General features: G+C 71.6%; 17 protein-coding genes, 1 tRNA gene and 1 pseudogene. 9 read left to right on the top strand and 10 right to left on the bottom strand.

What is annotated here, in order from left to right; genetic code table 11:
- Positions 1-13: 13 nt before the first annotated feature.
- The 3 genes from ACFVWU_RS11830 to ACFVWU_RS11820 are packed head-to-tail and all read left to right on the top strand — an operon-like array spanning position 14 to position 2,911.
- Entirely contained in the window at positions 14-1,201 is a 1,188-nt protein-coding gene (locus ACFVWU_RS11830; protein ID WP_387618424.1) for a cupin domain-containing protein, read from the top strand.
- Positions 1,198-2,094 carry an aldo/keto reductase gene (locus ACFVWU_RS11825; protein ID WP_387618422.1) on the top strand — a complete coding sequence of 299 codons (897 nt, stop codon included), beginning with the start codon at positions 1,198-1,200 and terminating at the stop codon, positions 2,092-2,094. Before ACFVWU_RS11830 ends, ACFVWU_RS11825 begins: the two co-directional genes overlap by 4 nt.
- 28 nt (positions 2,095-2,122) lie before the next feature.
- Positions 2,123-2,911, top strand: coding sequence for a hypothetical protein (locus tag ACFVWU_RS11820; protein WP_387618419.1), 789 nt, complete (start codon positions 2,123-2,125; stop codon positions 2,909-2,911).
- Positions 2,912-3,304: 393 nt separating this feature from the next.
- On the opposite strand, the gene ACFVWU_RS11815 is transcribed toward ACFVWU_RS11820, so the two are convergent.
- Positions 3,305-4,597 (bottom strand): DUF3631 domain-containing protein, encoded by a 1,293-nt coding sequence (locus ACFVWU_RS11815; protein WP_387618416.1) that lies wholly within the window; start codon positions 4,595-4,597, stop codon positions 3,305-3,307.
- Positions 4,598-4,904: 307 nt separating this feature from the next.
- Positions 4,905-5,120, bottom strand: coding sequence for a hypothetical protein (locus ACFVWU_RS11810; protein ID WP_238863802.1), 216 nt, complete (start codon positions 5,118-5,120; stop codon positions 4,905-4,907).
- A 127-nt stretch (positions 5,121-5,247) separates the two neighbouring features.
- Here ACFVWU_RS11810 and ACFVWU_RS11805 point away from each other — a divergent pair, with 127 nt between their 5' ends.
- Both ACFVWU_RS11805 and xerC read left to right on the top strand, forming a co-directional pair.
- Entirely contained in the window at positions 5,248-5,871 is a 624-nt protein-coding gene (locus tag ACFVWU_RS11805; RefSeq protein WP_387618413.1) for a helix-turn-helix domain-containing protein, read from the top strand.
- Positions 5,868-7,463 (top strand): annotated as a pseudogene (gene xerC / locus ACFVWU_RS11800) (tyrosine recombinase XerC); the annotation flags it as partial. The gene ACFVWU_RS11805 and the pseudogene xerC, both read left to right, overlap by 4 nt.
- 54 nt (positions 7,464-7,517) lie before the next feature.
- Here the strand turns inward: xerC and ACFVWU_RS11795 are convergent.
- Positions 7,518-7,591, bottom strand: a tRNA-Thr gene (locus tag ACFVWU_RS11795).
- Positions 7,592-7,872: 281 nt separating this feature from the next.
- On the opposite strand from ACFVWU_RS11795, the gene ACFVWU_RS11790 reads away from it, so the two are divergent.
- The 3 genes from ACFVWU_RS11790 to ACFVWU_RS11780 all read left to right on the top strand — a co-directional run bounded on the left by ACFVWU_RS11790 (position 7,873) and on the right by ACFVWU_RS11780 (position 10,459).
- On the top strand, positions 7,873-8,970 hold the full coding sequence (locus ACFVWU_RS11790) for an ABC transporter ATP-binding protein (RefSeq protein WP_387618409.1): 1,098 nt from the start codon (positions 7,873-7,875) through the stop codon (positions 8,968-8,970).
- Between the two features lie 190 nt (positions 8,971-9,160).
- The gene (locus ACFVWU_RS11785) at positions 9,161-9,604 is read left to right on the top strand and encodes a hypothetical protein (RefSeq protein ID WP_387618406.1); all 444 of its coding nucleotides are present in this window, start codon (positions 9,161-9,163) and stop codon (positions 9,602-9,604) included.
- 54 nt (positions 9,605-9,658) lie between these two features.
- Positions 9,659-10,459, top strand: a complete 801-nt coding sequence (locus ACFVWU_RS11780; protein ID WP_387618404.1) for an NDP-sugar synthase — start codon at positions 9,659-9,661, stop codon at positions 10,457-10,459.
- 161 nt (positions 10,460-10,620) lie between these two features.
- On the opposite strand, the gene ACFVWU_RS11775 is transcribed toward ACFVWU_RS11780, so the two are convergent.
- The 7 genes from ACFVWU_RS11775 to ACFVWU_RS11745 all read right to left on the bottom strand — a co-directional run bounded on the left by ACFVWU_RS11775 (position 10,621) and on the right by ACFVWU_RS11745 (position 17,595).
- On the bottom strand, positions 10,621-12,288 hold the full coding sequence (locus ACFVWU_RS11775) for a DoxX family membrane protein (protein WP_387618402.1): 1,668 nt from the start codon (positions 12,286-12,288) through the stop codon (positions 10,621-10,623).
- Positions 12,289-12,456: 168 nt separating this feature from the next.
- Positions 12,457-13,449 (bottom strand): 23S rRNA (guanosine(2251)-2'-O)-methyltransferase RlmB, encoded by a 993-nt coding sequence (rlmB, locus tag ACFVWU_RS11770; protein WP_387618400.1) that lies wholly within the window; start codon positions 13,447-13,449, stop codon positions 12,457-12,459.
- Between the two features lie 136 nt (positions 13,450-13,585).
- Positions 13,586-14,980, bottom strand: a complete 1,395-nt coding sequence (gene cysS / locus ACFVWU_RS11765) for a cysteine--tRNA ligase (RefSeq protein ID WP_387618397.1) — start codon at positions 14,978-14,980, stop codon at positions 13,586-13,588.
- 94 nt (positions 14,981-15,074) lie between these two features.
- Positions 15,075-15,470, bottom strand: coding sequence for a PPOX class F420-dependent oxidoreductase (locus tag ACFVWU_RS11760; protein ID WP_387618394.1), 396 nt, complete (start codon positions 15,468-15,470; stop codon positions 15,075-15,077).
- A gap of 147 nt (positions 15,471-15,617) precedes the next feature.
- Positions 15,618-16,109 (bottom strand): 2-C-methyl-D-erythritol 2,4-cyclodiphosphate synthase, encoded by a 492-nt coding sequence (gene ispF, locus ACFVWU_RS11755; protein ID WP_387618391.1) that lies wholly within the window; start codon positions 16,107-16,109, stop codon positions 15,618-15,620.
- Positions 16,099-16,854 carry a 2-C-methyl-D-erythritol 4-phosphate cytidylyltransferase gene (gene ispD / locus ACFVWU_RS11750; protein ID WP_387618617.1) on the bottom strand — a complete coding sequence of 252 codons (756 nt, stop codon included), beginning with the start codon at positions 16,852-16,854 and terminating at the stop codon, positions 16,099-16,101. The genes ispF and ispD overlap by 11 nt, the downstream gene beginning before the upstream one ends.
- Before the next feature lie 258 nt (positions 16,855-17,112).
- Positions 17,113-17,595 carry a CarD family transcriptional regulator gene (locus tag ACFVWU_RS11745; protein WP_030244332.1) on the bottom strand — a complete coding sequence of 161 codons (483 nt, stop codon included), beginning with the start codon at positions 17,593-17,595 and terminating at the stop codon, positions 17,113-17,115.
- Between the two features lie 438 nt (positions 17,596-18,033).
- Between ACFVWU_RS11745 and ACFVWU_RS11740 the strand changes: the two genes are divergently transcribed.
- Positions 18,034-18,711 carry a DUF461 domain-containing protein gene (locus ACFVWU_RS11740; RefSeq protein WP_387618388.1) on the top strand — a complete coding sequence of 226 codons (678 nt, stop codon included), beginning with the start codon at positions 18,034-18,036 and terminating at the stop codon, positions 18,709-18,711.
- Positions 18,712-18,893 lie beyond the last annotated feature (182 nt).

Raw genomic sequence — 18,893 nt, 5'->3', positions numbered from 1 at the left:
CGGCTGCATCACGATGACCGCCGAGCACTTCTCGGTGGTTGAGCGTCTGGGCGGGGATGACTTCCTCGCCCAGACGCTCGGCCGCAGCTTCAAGGTCGCACGCGGCGAAGCCGCGTCGCTCGCCGGGCTGATGAGCTGGGATGGCCTCAACGCCATCCTGACCCACCACCGGTTCGAACCCCCTCGCTTCCGCCTCGCCGCCAACGGGGAGCAGGTGCCCGCGCACACCTACTCCCGGCCGATCACCACCCGGCGGAGCACCGTCTGGCACCAGCTCCAGCCCTCCGAGTTGCACAAGCGTCTCGCTGAGGGTGCCACGTTGGTCCTGGACGCCGTCGACGACCTACACCCCGGAATCGGGTCCCTGGCCGGCCAGCTGGAGCGCTGGCTGCGAACCGGCGTGCAGGTCAACCTGTACGCCTCGTGGACCAGCATCGAGGGCTTCGGCGTCCACTGGGATGACCACGACGTGGTGGTCATCCAGCTCGACGGCGCGAAGCGCTGGCGCATCTACGGACCGACCCGCACGGTTCCCATGCATCGCGACGTCGAAATGCCCGAGCCACCACCGGACGAACCCATCGCCGACCTGGTGCTCAACGCTGGTGACATGCTCTACCTGCCCCGGGGCTGGTGGCACGCCGTCGCTGCTTCCGAGGGCCAGCACTCGCTACACGTCACGTGCGGGCTGCAGAGCACGACGGGCGCTGACCTGGTCACCTGGTTGTCGGAGGTCCTGCGAGCCCACGAGGCCATCCGGGCGGACATTCCGCGCTTCGGAACTGCCGAGGAGCAGCGCGTCTTCCTCGAAACGATCGGCAAGCTCGTCGCGGCCGAACTGGAGAGTGCCGATCTGATCACTCGCTTCTCCGCCGCTCGCGATGCCACCGAGCGTGCCAGGTTGGTCCCGTCGCTGCCGTACATCACGACGGCTCCGCCAAACGCGGATCTGCGGGTGCGTCTCATCACCGCGCGACCCGCGCTCGCCGCCGGGCCGGAGGGCACGGTGCGGCTGACCACGGGCGGCGAGGAGTGGACGTTCGCGGCCCAGGCCCAGCCGATGCTCACGCTCCTCGCCGACGGGGAGAGTCACCGACTGGCCGATCTCGCGCAGGCCGCCGGCATCACGCTCGCGCAGGCGGCCGGTGTCGTGACGGAGCTGGTCGACGGCCAGGTCGCCGCCATCGGGGGCGAGCGATGACCGCACGGCTGGGCCTGGGCACCTACCGCTGTCTCGATGTGGCCGAGGCCGCCTTGATGGCCGCCTCCCGGGGTGCTGGCTGGGTGGACACCGCGCCCAACTACGAGAACGGCCAGGCGGAGACATCGTTGGCCCTGGCCCTGGCTGCTTACCCTGACCTGCGGGTCTCCACGAAGGTGGGCTTCCTCCCGCCAAGCGCCAGGCGCCTCGGCGTGCGTGCGGGCGCGCTGTCCGCCGAGGATGCCGAGCACGGGCATTGCCTCGCGCCCGACTACATCGCCTGGCAGGTCGCCCGCAGCAAACGCATGCTTGGCCGAGTCCCCGACCTGGTGTTCCTGCACAACCCCGAACACGGCTGCCAGGACGGCGAGATCGCCGACCGGCTGTACGCCGCCTTCCTCACCCTGGAGGAGGCGTGCAGCCAACGCGCGATCGGCGCCTACGGGGTCGCGACCTGGTGTGGCTTCAGCAGCGGACTCTTCGACGTGCCCACCCTGCTCGAACTCGCGACCAAGGCCGGCGGCCCGAACCACCACCTACGGGCCATCCAACTCCCGGTCTCCCTCGTTCATCTCACGCCTGTCGCCCAGGCTCTCGACGGGCAAGGCCCGTTGGCCGAAGCCCTGGATGCAGGTCTGGAAGTCTTCGCCTCCGCGCCGCTCCACGGCGGCGAGATCCCCGACATCGTGACCCGCGAGCTGGCCGAGTTGATCAGCCCCGATAGCACGCCTGCGGAGGCCGCCCTCACCGTCGTTGCTTCAGCCCCGGGGGTGAAGCGCGTGCTCCTGTCGACGGGAAACCCGGAACACTGGATGGGGGCGGCCGAAGCCGTCGGCCAACTGCCGTTGTCTCCGGACGTACTCCGAAGGGTCGTTGATGTACTCGGAACCTGAGCCGGACACCGCCAGGCGGATGCGCGGGATGCACGCCACAGCAGCAGCGGCGCTCGACGCGACGCCGATCGGCTCCCGCGAAGCGTGGGGCTGGCGCGGGCGTACCCTCAGCCGCCCGGTTGCCACGGCGTCCGGCGAGGGCTGGCTCCGCCTGGTTTCCGCTCCTGTCGACAAGGCCGGCGGGAAACTCTGGGAGGGACCGCAGGAGGCGGAACGGCTCATGCCTCCTGCGGTACCGAGGCCGCGCCTGCGGGAGCGGCGCACCTGGACCGAGGGCGAGCACGGCTACCTGGCGGAGCTGTACGACAAGATCACCGCCTCCACCATCACCACCCACGAGCCCATCCTTCGGGAAGCGCCTGACCTGGACGACGCCTGGTGGGACGGGCTCAGCACCGCCCTCGAAGCCATTGCCACCGTTCCCAGCGACCGGGTGGCGGTCCGGCAGGAATACCTGGATCGTGCCATGCCCCAGTACCTGGGCATCCCGATCGACACCAAGGTGGCCGCCTGGACGACGGCCCACGGTGACCTGCACTGGGCCAACCTCACAAGTCCGGCCCTCACGGTGCTCGACTGGGAAGGCTGGGGCGTCGCGCCTGCCGGGTACGACGCGGCGCTGTTGTACTCGTACAGCCTCCTCGTGCCGGACACCGCCACGCAGGTCCGTCACCGACTCGCCCATATCCTCGACACGCCAGCCGGGCAGTTCGCCGAACTGGTCGTCATCACTGAACTGCTACAGACCACCACACGAGGCGACAACCTCGACCTTGAGGAGCCCCTGCGACGGCGGCTCTCCGCGATCACCAGATGACCGGCCCTCGACCCCCTGGTCGAGGGCGCGTTGGGTAGCCCTTGGGATATCCAACGCTCCAACGTGCTCCGCCCCCGGGGCGCGGGCCGGGGTAAGGACTCCTTACCCCATAACTTGCTCCGGCTGGCCGGGGCTCGGGGTAAGCAATGCTTATCCCACAACTTGCTCCGCCTGCGGCTCTACCTCGGATCTCCGTTGTGGCCTGCACTGGGTGCCTGCCAACTCGGCCATGAGTCCTTCTAGCCGCCGGGATGGCGATGCAGTCGTCCCACTCGTTGCATGGCTGGTCAGGGTGGTACGGGTGGTGATCCAGGGACGGTAGGACTCGTTGCGGGGAAGCGACCCGTCCCCGCCCTGAGCTGGGCGGGGACGGGTGGTACGGGTGGTAGTGGGTCAGGTGCCGGTAGCGGGTTGCTCGACGGGCTCCGGGCAGTAGCGGCGCCAGGGGTCGACGAAGCTGTTGCGGGTGAAGCCCTTGCGCTGGGTGTCGCGGTCGAAGCGGATGTTCGCCGAGCTGATGCCGTAGTCCTTGAGCAGGAGCTGCAGGCCGCGCGCGGTCAGGCCGTTGATGCCGTGCTCGGCCCAGGGTGCCTCGCTGTCGGCGTTGAGGGCGGTCAGGAGGTGCTCGGTGGACAGGGCGTCCGGGTTGCCGCCTGCGGTGAAGACGCGCCTGATGTCGGCCAGGATCCTGGTCTTCAGGCCGCCGTCCTCGTCCTGGCCGGACTCGTGCGCGGTCATGGCGCGGCAGGCCGCTCGGGCGCGGGCGGGCCAGTCGCCACCGGCGAGGTCGGCGACCGACACCAGGGGCTCCCAGGTGTCGGCTGCGCGGTCCTCGACCGGCATCGGTGGCTCCATGTCGGCTGCTGTGTCGGTCAGGGGCGCCAACCAGGCTCGGAGGCCGTTGCGGGTGCGGTGCAGGGCCGGAGTGTCCCGCTTGGAGCGGAACGCGGCGACCTGCTCGCCCGGTGCGCGGCGGCGCATGCGGATGACCACCGACCGATCCATGATCGTGTCCGGTAGATCGCCGATGCCGGCCAGGGCCGCCATGGCGAAGGTGGGGAACTTCATCGGCTTGTGGTCGGGTCCGGACACTCGCAGGGTGGGCCGGTTGCGCTGGTGACCGGCGTTGAGCAGACCGCGCAGGTCCTCGTTCTTCTCTGCGGCCTTGATGCTGCCGAACAGGGTGTCCGCCTCGTCCACCAACAGGGTCGGCGGCTTGTCGGTGATCGAGCGGAAGATCGCGGCCGGGGTGGCGTTGACCGTGATCAGTGGGTCGTGGACAGTCTCGGTGATCACGTCGAGCAGCCGGGACTTTCCGCACCGCTTGGCCGGGCCGATCACCGCGAGGCGCGGGGCGTGCTGCCACGCGGGCTGCAAGTGCGTAGCGGCCACCCACAGGGTCACCGCGTCCAGCGCGTGGGCGGACGGCAGGATGACGAACCGGGCGATGGATGACCGTAGTTCGGACAGCAGTTCCGCGCCCGGGGTGGGCGGGCTGACCGGGTCAGTGACCGGCTCGGTGGTGACCCGGTCGGTCAGGGCACCGGGCTCCCGGTCAGTCCGGTCGGTCAGTACGTCGTTCTGACCGACCGCCGGTCGGTAGTGACCGGGTTGACCGGGGATGGCAACGGCGGGCCAGCCCTCCGCCGGGTCTCCCGACGCAGGCTGGCGGGAAGTAGAGTTCACGGTGAAGCTCCTCGCTGGTGCGCACGACCTCGACCGTCGCGCTGCCACCGGTTGAACTGATTCGCTGATCTGGGGACTTCGCCCGGCCCTCGGTGTTCGTAACACCGAGGGCCATCGCGTTCCCGGCCTGCCGAGCCGACGAGCCGACGAGCCGCCTTGGCTCAACTCGCAGGCGGGTGGAGTGCGTTGCGCCGGTTTGCGACCGGCGGGCGACGCGACGATACGACCGCCCTGACGGAAGATCCATTGCTCCGGCGGCAGTCCTCTCACGGCAGACAAGCTCATGGCCCGACCTGCGGCCTTGTGGTCACGCAGCCGCACCGTCCGGCGCGACGTCGATGCCCAGCAGCCGCAGGAGGTCTGCGGTGATCACCCGGTACTTCTTGCCCAACCGCAGCACGCGGCACGGGTAGGCGTCCCGCCTCGCCAGCTCGTAGCCCTTGCTGCGGCCAAGGCCGATGGCGCGGTTGGCGGTGTCCAGGTCGATCGCAGCAGGCAACGCGAGCAGCTCCGCCCGGCTCATGCCCGTGAGCTCCTGGTTGCTCGTCTCAGTTCGCACAGCTGTCTCCATTCACAGGGGGCGAGCCCCGGTCGGCGGCCCCGGCAAGTCCGGGATCGAGGAGCAGCTTGCACCGCAATAAAGTGTCGATATGACACACGACGAAGTGGAATCTTGGTCGGCGCAGGTCACGAGAACCGTGATCGCCGAGGTTCGTAGGTGCCGGAAGGAGCTGGGTATGACCGCACAGGACCTGGCCGACGCCTGTGACGAGCTGGGCCACCCCATCCCGCGCAACGTCATCGCGAACTGGGAGTCCGGGCGCCGGCTGACCCTCACCGTCCCGGAGCTGCTCGTGCTCGCCAAGGCAGTCGACACGCCGCCGGCCGCCCTGGTCTTCCCCCTCGGCGGGAGCACCAACGTGGACTGCCTCCCGCACGAGAGCCGAGACCCGTGGACGGCGTTCAGCTGGTTCACCGGCGAGGACCTGGACTTCGGCGACGCGGCCGTGTTTCGCAAGTACGCGGACGTCGAGCACCGCATCCGGACCGGGCACCACGACGCCTGGCAGCTCCAGTTCTCCGGCGCGAGGGAGGACTGGCCGCACAGCGCCGAAACCAAGTTCGGCCGCCTTGTGAAGGCCGTTCGCTCGGAGCTCGTGCCGATCCGACACCGCATGCGCGAGCTGGGGCTGACTCCCCCTCCGCTCCCCAGCCACCTCGCGTTCCTCGACACCGACCACAAGGACGACCAGATGAAGGAGGGAACCCCGTGAAGGGCTCCACCTACCACCGCTGCTACTGCCGGGACGCCGACACCGGTAAGCCGCTAGGCAAGGCCTGCCCGAAGCTCAGCAGCCGCAAGCACGGCTCCTACGCGGTCCGCCAGGAGCTGCCCAACCGCGAGGACGGCTCACGCCAGTCCTTCAACCGCTCCGGCTATGAGTCCCGGAAGACCGCCCAGGCCGATCTCGACCAGGTCCGCGAGCTGCTGCACATCCCGGACGCGGACGATCCCGAGGGCCTCGCGCAGATAGCCGACCTGTTGGAGAAGGTCGCCCACGAGAAGGCGCCGCTGCCCGACGTCGAGGAGACCCGCCGCCGACTCGCCTCCGGCCAGGACCTCCAGAACCGGCTGACGGTCGGCGAGTGGCTCGACCAGTGGCTGGCGGGCAAGCGCGGCCGACAGACCGCGATCAGCCGGGACGAGAGCAGCATCCGGCTCTACCTCAAGCCGCGGATCGGCCACATCCGGCTCGACCGCCTCCGGGTCCGGCACCTGGAGGAGATGTTCGCGGCCATCGAGGAGGAGAACGTCGAGATCGCCGAGGCGAACGCCCAGCGGCGAGCCGCCATCGACGAACTGGCGCAGATCCCCTGGAAGGGGCGGGAGTTCCGCGCGCAGCGCAAGGCCCTCAAGGCCGCCATCGCCGAGATGGAGCCGTTCCGCCGGACTGTCAGTGCCGCGACCTGCCAGCGGATCCGCTCCACGCTCCGGGCCGGCCTCAACGCCGCAATCCGGCGGCAGATCATCACCTTCAACCCGGCGTCCCACGTCGAGCTGGAGGCCGCCAAGCGCCCGAAGCCGCTCGTGTGGACGGAGGAGCGGATCGAGCACTGGGAGCTCACCGGCGAACGGCCCTCCCCGGTGATGGTCTGGACGCCGGAGCAGACGGGCCTGTTCCTCGACCAGGCCGCCGAGGACCGCCTCTACGCGCTGTTCCACCTGATCACCTTCCGGGGGCTCCGGCGTGGCGAGGCGTGCGGCCAGCGGTGGGCCGACACCAACCTGAAGGCCGGGCTCCTCACGGTGGCCAAGCAACTCGTCGTGGACGGCTGGGCGGTCTACGAGGACGATCCCAAGACCGACGCGGGCGCCCGCACGATCGCCCTCGACTCCGAGACGATGGCCGTCCTGGCGGCGCACCGCGAGCGGCAGCGGGCCGATCGCGAGCAGTGGTGCGACGCCTGGGTCGAGACCGGCCGGGTCTTCACCAAGGAGAACGGCGAGTGGCTGCACCCGACCGCCGTGACCGACCGGTTCCGCGAGCTGGCCGAGGGGGCCGGCCTGCCGCCGATCCGGCTGCACGACCTCCGGCACGGCGCGGCGAGCCTCGCTCACGCGGCGGGCGCGGACCTGCACTCGATCAAGGAGATGCTCGGCCACTCCTCGATCGGCATCACCTCGGACACCTACACGACCCTGCTCCCCCAGGTCGACCGGGCGATCGCCGAAGCCGCAGCGCAGCTCGTCCCCCGGGCCAACAGGCCGCGCAAGGCTGTCCAGTCCACGACAAACCCCCAGCCCACCGGGTCATCCGCTCACGCATCGCTCACGCAAACGGCCTCGGACGAGAAGTCCGAGGCCGGCGATGAAGCCCCCAGAAGGCCAAACCTGCAGCTCATCCGGGGTGGCGCACTGAGCCCCCTGTCGGGTTCGAACCGACGACCCCCGCTTTACAAGAGCGGTGCTCTGGCCAGCTGAGCTAAGGAGGCACGGTGGCCGTCCGCGATGGATCACGGCGGCACCGGGGGCAGTCTACCGGGCCGGGGTGGCGGGGTGGGGGGATATCCGGGGGTTGGCGGGGTGGACGGGCGTGATGGAACCGATGCCGAAAACGGGCCGAGGGGGGCTGACAAGCGGCGGAAGCGCAGGTAGCGTCGCCGGGAGTCGGTTCGCACAGTGGTTCAGACCACTGACGGACCGACGGAGACGAACCAACCCCCCTTTACTCGGATCGTCCGGCACGTTCCTGCCGGTGAAGGAGAGCACAACCATGGCTTCTGTCACGTACGACCAGGCGACCCGCATCTACCCCGGGGCCACCAAGCCCTCGGTGGACGCGCTGGACCTGGAGATCGCGGACGGCGAGTTCCTCGTCCTGGTCGGCCCGTCGGGCTGCGGCAAGTCGACCAGCCTGCGCATGCTGGCCGGCCTGGAGGACGTCAACAGCGGCGCCATCCGGATCGGCGACCGGGACGTCACCCACCTGCCGCCGAAGGACCGGGACATCGCGATGGTGTTCCAGAACTACGCGCTCTACCCGCACATGACCGTCGCCGAGAACATGGGCTTCGCGCTCAAGATCGCCGGCGTGAACAAGGCGGACATCCGCACCAAGGTCGAGGAGGCGGCGAAGATCCTCGACCTCACCGACTACCTGGACCGCAAGCCGAAGGCGCTCTCCGGCGGTCAGCGCCAGCGCGTCGCGATGGGCCGCGCGATCGTCCGCCAGCCGCAGGTCTTCCTGATGGACGAGCCGCTGTCGAACCTGGACGCCAAGCTCCGCGTCTCGACCCGTACCCAGATCGCCGGCCTGCAGCGCCGCCTGGGCATCACCACGGTGTACGTCACCCACGACCAGACCGAGGCGCTCACCATGGGCGACCGGGTCGCGGTGCTCAAGGACGGTCTGCTGCAGCAGGTCGACACCCCGCGCAACATGTACGACAAGCCCGCCAACCTCTTCGTGGCCGGCTTCATCGGCTCGCCGGCCATGAACCTGGTCGAGGTGCCGCTGGTGGACGGCGGCGTGAAGTTCGGCGGCTCGGTCGTCAACATCTCGCGCGAGAACCTGGCCGGCGCCGGCACCGACAAGACGGTGATCGTCGGCATCCGCCCCGAGCACTTCCAGATCGTCCCGGCCGGCGGCATCGAGGGCGTCGCGGTGACCGTGAACGTGGTCGAGGAGCTCGGCTCGGACGGCTTCGTCTACGGCACCACCCAGATCGGCGGCGTGGACAAGGACCTGGTCGTCCGCGTCCCCGGGCGGCAGATCCCGACCCGCGGCGAGACCATCCACGTCGTGCCGATCGCGCAGGAGATCCACGTCTTTGCCACCGGCAGCGGCGTGCGCCTGAGCGTCTGCGACTGACACGACCGACGCCACCGACGCCACCGACGCGACAGCTGACGTCAAGGAGCCCTTCGGACCCTCCCCGGTCCGGCGGGCTCCGTCCGTGCACCCCCACGTCAACACGGTGCAGGGACGAACCCGGACACCGCGTCACTCGATGGTGTAACGGAGGGCGATTCGGCCCGTACCCACCGCTACTCTCCTGAGGGTGAAGCAGCTTGTGCGCCGTATCGGCCAGACCGTCGCCCTGACCCTGCCGGTCGTCCTGGTGACCACCGGCACCCTCGCCGTGACCCGGGTCCCGTGGGCCCCGCCGACCGGGCTCGACCAGCAGGTGGTGGCGGCGTCCAGCGGCGACGGCGCCGGGATCGGGCGCTCCGCCACCACCACCACCAAGACGGACGGGCTCGCCCCGCAGGAGGCGCTGCGGGTGGCGCTGCTGGACGAGCTGCGCGCCGAGAACCCGTCCGCCGCGCTGGACCTGCTGGAGCGCTCGATGCGCGAGCAGCCCTCGCTCGCGCCGTACTGCACCTCGCTGGCGACCGAGCTGGGCAAGGCCGCGGTGCGCAAGTACCAGGGCGACGTCCAGCGGGCCCGTTCCTTCGCCCGCCCGGTCTGCGACGGCTCCTTCGCGGCGGGCGTCGTCGGCTGACGGTCCACGACGATGAGCTGACGAAGCCCGCCGCGGGCGCCTTATCGTTCAGCCATGACCGCTGACTCCGGCCCGACCGCCGACCTCGCGTCCCCGCAGTCCCAGTCCCAGTCCCACCAGCCCCGGCCGACCACGACGCCCGTCACCCAGGCCGTCATCCTGGCCGGCGGCCAGGGCTCCCGGCTGCGCCCCTACACCGACGACCGACCCAAGCCGCTGGTCGAGATCCCGGGGACGGGCACGCCGATCCTCGGCCACCAGCTGGCCTGGCTGGCCGCCGAGGGCGTCACCGACGTCGTGGTGTCCTGCGGGCACCTCGCCGATGTGCTGGAGGAGTGGCTCAGCACCGCGGACCTGCCGCTGCGGGTCCGTACGGTGGTCGAGGCCGAGCCGCTCGGGCGCGGCGGCGGCCTCAAGCACGCGGCCAAGGCGCTGCCCCGCCCCGACGAGCCCTGGTACGCCACCAACGGCGACATCTGGACCCGCTTCAGCCTGCGCGACATGGCCGCCTTCCACCACGAGCGGGACGCCGTCGCGACGCTCGCGCTGGCCCGGCCGCGGATCCCCTGGGGCGCCGTGGAGACCGACCAGTTCGGCAACGTGCTGGACTTCATCGAGGCCCCGCCCTCGCCGTTCCTGATCAACGCCGGCCTGTACGTGTTCAGCCCGGAGTTCGCCGAGCTGCTGCCGGACGTGGGCGACCACGAGCGCACCACCTTCCCCCAACTCGCGCGCAGCAAGCGACTGGCGGGCTACCAGCTGCCGCAGGGCGTGTACTGGCGGGCCATCGACACGGCCAAGGACCTCACCGAGGCGGCCAAGGAGCTCGCCGCGCACCGCGACAACTCCCGCTGAGGGCGACACGGCGGCAGCGCGGCACCGGCGGCAGCACACCGGCGCTGACGGCCGTGCGGCGGCCCCGGCAGCAACGCGGCGGCCCCGACGGCAACGCAACGGCCGGGTGCTCCCCCACGGAGCACCCGGCCGAAGACGTGCCGGGGGACGGGGACGGGACGTCAGGTCGCCGTCGGCGTCCCCGGGCGGGAGGAGCGCTCGCCGCCGGACAGGTCGGCCAGCGGGCCGCTGCCCAGCACTCCGCCGAGCAGCCCGGAGCCGTTGCTCGGGCTGGACTTGGGCGCGGTACCCGAGCCGCCGGGGGCCGGGGTGCCGCGCTGGGCCGGTGCGGAGCCGCCCGCGGCGGCGGACGGGGCCGCCGCCGGGGAGGCGCCGGCGGCCCCGGTCTCCGTCCTGCCGGAGTGCTTGCCGCTCGGCGCGGCACCGGTGGGCTTGGCGGCGGGGGCGCTGGGCGAGGAGGTCGCACTCGGCGTCGGGGTGGCCGGGCGCGGGGCGGCGGGCGAGGGCGAGGTGGACGTGCCCTGGCCGCCCGGGGCGCCGGACGGGCTGCCCGACGGCCAGACCGGGGTGCCGTAGTCGGTGGCCGGGCGGGCCGGCGCCTGGTGCGGCCGGGCGCCGGTCCGGACGGCCGCGCCCAGCATCGAGCCGAGCAGCAGGGTCAGGCCGACCACGACGGTGGTGACCACCGCGCCCCGGCGCAGCACCCGGCGGCGCAGCGTGCCCGGCGCGCCCGCGCCGACCCGGCGCCAGGCCTCCAGGTTGAGCCGCCCGTCCAGCGAGGCGAACGGCGCCCCGGCGATCAGCAGCGGGCTCCACGCCGCGAGGAAGATCAGGTCCGGGGTGTCGTAGACCGGCACGGCCCGCCAGCTGACGGTGAACAGCAGCGCCGCCGAGAGCAGCATCGCCGCCCCGGCCGCGAGCCGCTGCCAGAGGCCGAGGATGGTCAGCACGCCGACCACGATCTCGGTGAAGGACACCACCAGACCGGAGCCCACCGGGTGCGCCATCGCGAAGGCGAGCAGCGGCTCGGCGACCTTCCACGGGTGCAGCGAGGAGAGCCAGCGCATCCTCGAGCCGCGCTCGCCGCCGTCGAAGTACACCGGGTCGCAGAGCTTGCTGAACCCGGCGTAGACCGAGAGCGAGCCGAGCACCGCGCGCAGCGGCAGCAGCACCAGGCCGAGGTCGACCCGGCGGCCCGGGTACCAGGGCTGCTTGCCCTCGGCGTCGGCGGCGGAGACCTCGGGCAGCTCACCGCTCGGGGTCCAGCCGTGCGGCGCGCCGACCGGGCCGACTCCCGCGTCGGTGGCGCTGCCGGTGCCCTCGCGCGGCTGGCGCGGGACGCTCCGGGCGCCCGCGTAGGCCGGGAGCGCCTGGGTGTCCGCCTCGGCCAGGCCGACGCCGCCGGCCGGGGATCCGTTCTGGCGCACCGCCTCCAGCAGCCGGGTGGCCGCGAGGTCCCCGGGGGCCGTCCGGCCGGTCCAGGTGACGGCGGTGACCCGGCCCTTGCGGCGCGGCTCACCGCCGGCCCCGGCCCCGGCCAGCGCCGGGACGGCGGAGGCGGGCACGACGACCTGCGGGGTGACCAGCGGACGGCGGATCAGGCCCTGGTTGGCGTAGGGGTCGCCGAACGCGGCACCGGAGGACAGCAGTCCGGCCGGGGCCTCGATCAGCGGCGCCATCGGGGCGCCGAGCCGGAGCCGGAAGCTCGCCTGGGTGCTGCTGAGGCGCGCCGGGTCCGACGGCACCTTGACGGTGTCGAGCCCGGGGCCCGCGTCTATCCCGGTGCTGCCACCGCCGAACAGGGGGCGCCGAGGTGTTCTGGTGTCCACGCCCGTCTAACCGGGTGACGGCCGCTTAGGACACTCTCCCGGGTGGTTGTCCGGCGCATACTTGAAGTGATCATGAAAAAGGCGATCGGACCCGGTCGGGCCCGATCGCTTTTCACTCGGATCGCGGGGAATTCAGAAAATCGCCTGCGGCAGGAGCAGCGGGTGTGCTCAGCGCTTGGCGCGCAGCCGCGCGGCCTCGTACAGCACGATGCCCGCCGCGACACCGGCGTTCAGCGACTCCGTCAGCCCCGACATCGGGATCCGCACCCGCATGTCGCAGGTCTCGGAGACCAGGCGGGACAGGCCCTTGCCCTCGCTGCCCGCGACGATCACGACCGGGCCGGTCAGCAGCTCCAGGTCGCCCAGCTCGGCCTCGCCGTCGGCGGCCAGGCCGACCACCATCAGGCCGGCCTTCTGGTAGGCCTCCAGCGTGCGGGTCAGGTTGGTGGCGCGGGCCACGGGCAGCCGGGCCGCGGCACCGGAGGAGGTCTTCCAGGCACCGGCGGTCATGCCGGCCGCGCGGCGCTCGGGGATGACCACGCCGTGCGCGCCGAAGGCGGCGGCGGAGCGGACCACGGCGCCGAGGTTGCGCGAGTCGGTGACCCCGTCCAGGGCGATGATCAGCGCGTCCTGGCCGGCGTCGGCGGCCTCCTCGAGCAGGTCCTCGGGGTGGGCGTACTCGTACGGCGGGACCTGCAGCACCAGGCCCTGGTGGTTGAGGCCGCCGGTCATCTGGTCCAGCTGCGGGCGCGGGGCCTCCATCAGCGGGATGCCGCGGTCGTTGGCGGCCTGGAAGGCCTCGCGCACGCGGTCGTCGGTGTCGATGAACTGCTGGACGTACAGCGCGTTGGCCGGGACGCCGCCCTGCAGGGCCTCGACCACCGAGTTGCGGCCGAAGACCAGCTCGGCGCTGCCCGCGCCGCCGCGACCGCCGCGACCGCCGGCGCCGGCCCGGCGCATGCCGGCCCGGGCCTTGGCGTCCCGCTCGCGCTTGAGCGCGGCGTTGGCGGCCCGCTGCTTGGGGTGACCCTTGCGCTCCTCACCGGGCGGGGTCGGGCCCTTGCCCTGCAGCGCCTTCCGGCTGTGCCCGCCGGTACCGACAGACGCACCCTTCTTCGATCCGGGGTTGCGGCGGTTCCTGCGCTGGCTGTTGCCGGCCATGGCTGTACTTCCTGTCTGTCCGGCATGCCCGGCCGCTCCGCTCGGTGCGGCGGCGGCCGACGGCATGCGCTACGTCATGCGGGAGGGCCGCACCGGTCCGGTACGGCCCACCCATCACCCCGATCGTCAGATGGGGTTACTGGCTGTTGATCGTCCAGCGCGGGCCGGACGGGGTGTCCTCGATGGCCAGCCCGGCCAGGCCGAGCTGGTCGCGGATGGCATCCGCGGTGGCGAAGTCCTTGCGCTCGCGCGCCGCCTGCCGCTGGTCCAGGACCAGACGGACCAGCGAGTCGACCACGCCGTGGAGGTCCTCGCCGCGCTCCGTCCCGGCCCAGTGCCGGTCGAGCGGGTCGAGGCCCAGTACACCGAGCATCGCACGGACCTCGGCCAGTCGCGCCACCACGGTCTCCTTGTCGTCCGCGTTCAGGGCGCTGTTGCCCTGGCGGACGGCGGTGTGCACGACGGCGAGCGCCTGCGGCACACCGAAGTCGTCGTCCATCGCCTCGGCGAAGGCCGGCGGCACCTCGGGCGCCGCGTCGACCGTGCCGCAGCGCTCGACGGCGCGCTGGACGAAGCCCTCGATCCGGCCGAAGCCGGCCTCGGCCTCGCGCAACGACTCCTCGCTGTACTCGATCATCGAGCGGTAGTGCGGGGAGCCCAGGTAGTAGCGGAGCACGATCGGCCGCCAGCGCTGGACCATCTCGGAGACCAGCACCGAGTTGCCCAGCGACTTGCTCATCTTCTCGCCGGCCATGGTGACCCAGGCGTTGTGCGCCCAGACGTTGGCGAAGTCGTCGCCGTAGGCCTTGGACTGGGCGATCTCGTTCTCGTGGTGCGGGAAGATCAGGTCCAACCCGCCGCCGTGGATGTCGAAGGCCGGGCCCAGGTACTTGTGGGCCATCGCCGAGCACTCCAGGTGCCAGCCCGGCCGGCCGCGGCCCCACGGGGTCTCCCAGCTCGGCTCGCCCGGCTTGGCGGCCTTCCACATCGCGAAGTCGCGCTGGTCGCGCTTGCCGGTCTCGCCCTCGCCCTCGGGCTGGCGCAGGTCCTCCAGCTTCTGGTTGGAGAGCGCGAGGTAGTCGGGGTACGACTTCACGTCGAAGTAGACGTTCCCGTCGACCGCGTAGGCGTGGCCCTTCGCGATGAGGCCCTGCATCATCTCGACCATCTCGGGGATGTGCCCGGTGGCCCGCGGCTCGACGGTCGGCGGCAGGCAGCCGAGCGCGTTGTAGCCGTCGTTGAAGGCGCGCTCGTTCTCGTAGCCGATCTGCCACCACGGCGTGCCGAGCTCGCGCTCCTTGGCGATGATCTTGTCGTCGATGTCGGTGACGTTGCGGGCGAAGGTCACCTGGTAGCCGCGGTAGGCGAACCACCGCTGCATGATGTCGAAGTTGAGGTAGGACCGGACGTGCCCGATGTGTGGCGCCGACTGGACGGTAGCGCCGCACAGGTAGATCGAGACACAACCCGGTACGAGCGGGACGAAGTCGCGTACCTGGCGGGTGCTGGTGTCGTACAGACGAATGCTCACAGCGTCAAGCGTAGTGGGCGGCGGGGGGTGCCCCGCGACATTCCCCGGGAATGACAGGCCGCACCCCCGGGGAAACGCCCGTCCCGTACGCCGGTCAGATGTTGCCGACCACCTTGCGCGGGGAGAGCCGGATGACCACCCGGACGTCGTCCGGGCCGTCCCAGGTGTAGGTGTCCACCCCGCGGTACTTGGCGGCCAGCTCGTTGATCAGCTCCCGGCCGCCCTCGGTGGTCATCGTCACCGAGCCGCGTGCCTCCAGGTACTCGTACGGGCTCTCCGGCGGGTTGATCACCAGCGAGACGCGCGCGTCCTTCACCAGGTTGAGGTGCTTGCGGCGGCCCTCGACGGTGGAGAACAGGATGTCGTCGCCGTCCCGCTTGACCCAGACCACGGAGGACTGGGGACTGCCGTCGGGCTGGATCGTGGAGACCACGGCGAAGCTCTTGCCGTCGATCAACGCCTTGGCCTTGTCGGAGAGTTCAACGCCCATCGGAAACCTCTTCTCGTCGGCGGCGGTACGGACCCGAGGCGAGCTCCGCGCGGGCCCGTACCGCACACTATCGATTCGGGCCCCCGCGGCACCTGGTGAACACCCGTCAGCGGCGGTCTATTTCCGTTCCCGCGACCGGCACCCCGCTCAACGCCGTTCGTACACCAGGGCGGTGGCGATCGCGGCCAGCCCCTCGGCCCGGCCGGTCAGACCCAGGCCGTCGGTGGTGGTGCCGGAGACCGAGACCGGCGCGCCGGCCGCCTCGGACAGCGCGGCCTGCGCCTCGGCGCGCCGCTTGCCGATCTTCGGCCGGACGCCGATCACCTGGACCGCGATGTTGCCGATCTCGAAGCCCGCCTCGCGGACCAGCCGGGCCGCCTCCCCGAGCAGCTTGACCCCGGGGGCACCGGCCCACTCGGGGCGGTCGGTGCCGAAGTGGGCGCCCAGGTCGCCGATTCCGGCGGCCGAGAACAGCGCGTCGCAGGCGGCGTGCGCGGCGACGTCCGCGTCCGAGTGCCCGGAGAGCCCGAACTCGGCGTCCGGCCACTCCAGTCCGGCCACCCAGAGCGGCCGGCCGGCCTCGAAGGCGTGCACATCGGTACCGATCCCCACCCGGGGGATCAACGGCTCAGTAGGCATCGGCGGCCCTCCGGCGGGCGAGTACGGCCTCGGCGAGCACGAGGTCCAACGGGCGGGTGACCTTGAACGCCTCCTCGTGGCCGGGCACCACGACGACCCGGCCGCCGTAGCGCTCCACCAGGCCGGCGTCGTCGGTGACCGCCGGCGCGTCGGCGCCGCCCGCGGCCTCCTCGGCCAGCGCCTTGGCGTGCACCTCGACCAGGGCGGCCCGGTCGAAGCCCTGCGGGGTCTGCACGGCGCGCAGGGTGGCCCGCTCGGGTGTGTCGACGACCGGCTCGGGGTGACCCGGGTTCGGCTCGACCCGCTTCACGGTGTCGGCCAGCGGCACCGCGGGCACCACCGCCTCGGCCCCGGCCCGGACGGCGGCCGCGACGGCGTCCACCACCTCGACCGGGACGAGCGGGCGGGCCGCGTCGTGCACCAGGACGATCCCGACGTCCTCCGGGATCGCGGCCAGGCCGAGCCGGACCGACTCCTGGCGGGTCGCGCCGCCGGCCACCACCCGGATGTCCTTGCCGTCCAGCCCGTGACTGTCCAGCAGGGCGACCACCTCGGCCACCCCGTCGGCGGGCGCGGCGACCACGACCAGCCCGACCGCCCGGCTGCGCGCCAGGGCCCGTACGGCGTGCACCAGGAGCGGCACGCCGCCCAGTTCCCGCAGGGCCTTCGGGGCGCCGGGCCCCAGCCGCTCACCGCGTCCGGCGGCGGGCACCACTGCTGCTGCGACTGCTGCTGAGGCGTTCAGGTTTCACTCCTTCGGCGAAGTGGGTATGGCAGTGGCGTGCCCGGCGGGCGCCCGGACCCCTTCCGAAGATCCACGGTCCACTGCCCGCCGCAGAACTACGCAGAAACGGTCTTGCAGGCCTGGATCGGCTCGGGTGGGGGGCGTCGTCCGGACACGCCTCAGCGCCCGAAGTGCCACTGCACCACCCCTGGACACTTTGTCCTGGGAGCGGCGCGCCGGCACCGGGCGCTGTGAGCGGTGGGCGGCAGCCCGACTGCGCTACGAGGCGAGGACCTCGTCGAGCAGCGTCTCCGCCTTGTCCTCGTTGGTGTTCTCCGCCAGCGCGAGTTCGCTGACGAGGATCTGGCGCGCCTTCGCGAGCATCCGCTTCTCGCCGGCCGAGAGGCCGCGCTCGCGCTCGCGACGCCAGAGGTCGCGCACAACCTCGGCGACCTTGATAACGTCGCCCGAGGCGAGCTTCTCCAGGTTCGCCTTGTAGCGACGGGACCAGTTGGTCGGCTCTTCGGTGTACGGTGCGCGCAGCACCTCGAAGACCCGGTCCAGACCCTCCTGGCCGACCACATCGCGAACGCCGACGAACTCCGCGTTCTCGGCGGGCACGCGGAGCGTCAGGTCTCCCTGCTGCACCTTGAGCACCAGGTAGGTCTTGTCCACACCTTTGATCTGGCGAATTTCGATGGCCTCGATCAGCGCGGCCCCGTGATGGGGGTAGACCACCGTGTCGCCAACCTTGAACGTCATGTGACAGGACCCCTTCCGTGGCTTTCCAGAATAACACGCCTCACGGCGCACCCGAAGGGCGTTTTCGCAGGTCAGGGCCGGTCTCGGGGCTTGACAAGCACCCCCATGACGTGCTGCGACCGGTGTTCGAGAGGGGCTTCCCGCAGGTCGGAGGCGGTTCCGGCACTCGACGAAACCCTTGCGCGACACCCCGGCAACCATGATTGGATCTTGAGCTTTCACCCCTTTCCCGGCCGTGACCCAATCGTTATTCGATCTTGGTCGAAGCTTGCCCCCCGCGTGACTCTGCGTGACTCGCCCGTGACAGCCGTACGCCCGGACGGCCCCGGGGCGGCCCCGGGAGTGCGACACGGGGACCACCCCGTGAGGAGCGCATAAGTGAGGTCGATAATCTGAGACCTGACCTGTCGACACGTGACCAAGGGAGAAGCCGCCGCCGTGAGCCGCAGCCTTCGACGCGGCAGCATCGCCGCCATCGCCGCCATCGCCATCGCCTCGCTGTCGTCCTGCGCGGCCGGCAACACGCCGGACACCCTGCAGATCAAGCCCGACAACGCGGCAGCGACCGTCGGGACGAACCTCCGGCTGAACAACATCGTGGTCGTCACCGGGGTGGGTACCTCGGGTGACTACACGGGCCCTGCCAACGTGGTCGTCAACATCTCCAACACGGCCGACACCGCGGCCGAGCTGCAGTCGATCACCGTCGGCACCAGCAGCGCCACGTTCGCGGACGCCGCGGGCGCCCCGCTGTCCAGCATCGTCGTCCCGGCCGGCGGCTCGGTGGTGATCGGCGGCCAGGGCAACCCGTCCGCCTCCCTCGCCGCGGCCTCCGTGCACATCGGCGGCTTCGCCCCCACCACCTTCGCCTTCAAGGACGGCCAGAAGGTCGACGCCCAGGCCGGCGTGAGCCCGGACTCGGGCGAGAACGGCCGCGGCCTGTACAAGGGCTTCGGCCCGACCCCGGCGGCCGTGCCCACCAAGAGCGCCACCCCGGCCTCCCCGGCCGCGACCGTCCCGGCGGCCACCCCGTCCGCGGGTGCCACCGCCCCGGGCGCTCCGACCACGCCGGTCGCCGGTGCCACCCCGTCGGCGACCGCTCCGGCCGCCCACTGACGCGGTAACCGCCTCCCGCGAGCCTCCTGCGGGCCCTTCCCGGGCCCGCCGGAGGCCCGCTACGCGGAAGGCCCCCTCCGGCTGGTGGGCGGTTTCTAGGGGTCGTTGCAACACGTGGTTGGTTTGATTAGGCCGCGAGCAGTTTATGCAGGCGCTCGGCTGGGGTTTCCCAGCCGAGCGTT

The sequence above is a fragment of the Kitasatospora sp. NPDC058190 genome, from assembly GCF_042883685.1.
In the GTDB taxonomy this organism is placed as follows: domain Bacteria; phylum Actinomycetota; class Actinomycetes; order Streptomycetales; family Streptomycetaceae; genus Kitasatospora.
This window is presented reverse-complemented; position numbering and strand designations above follow the sequence as displayed.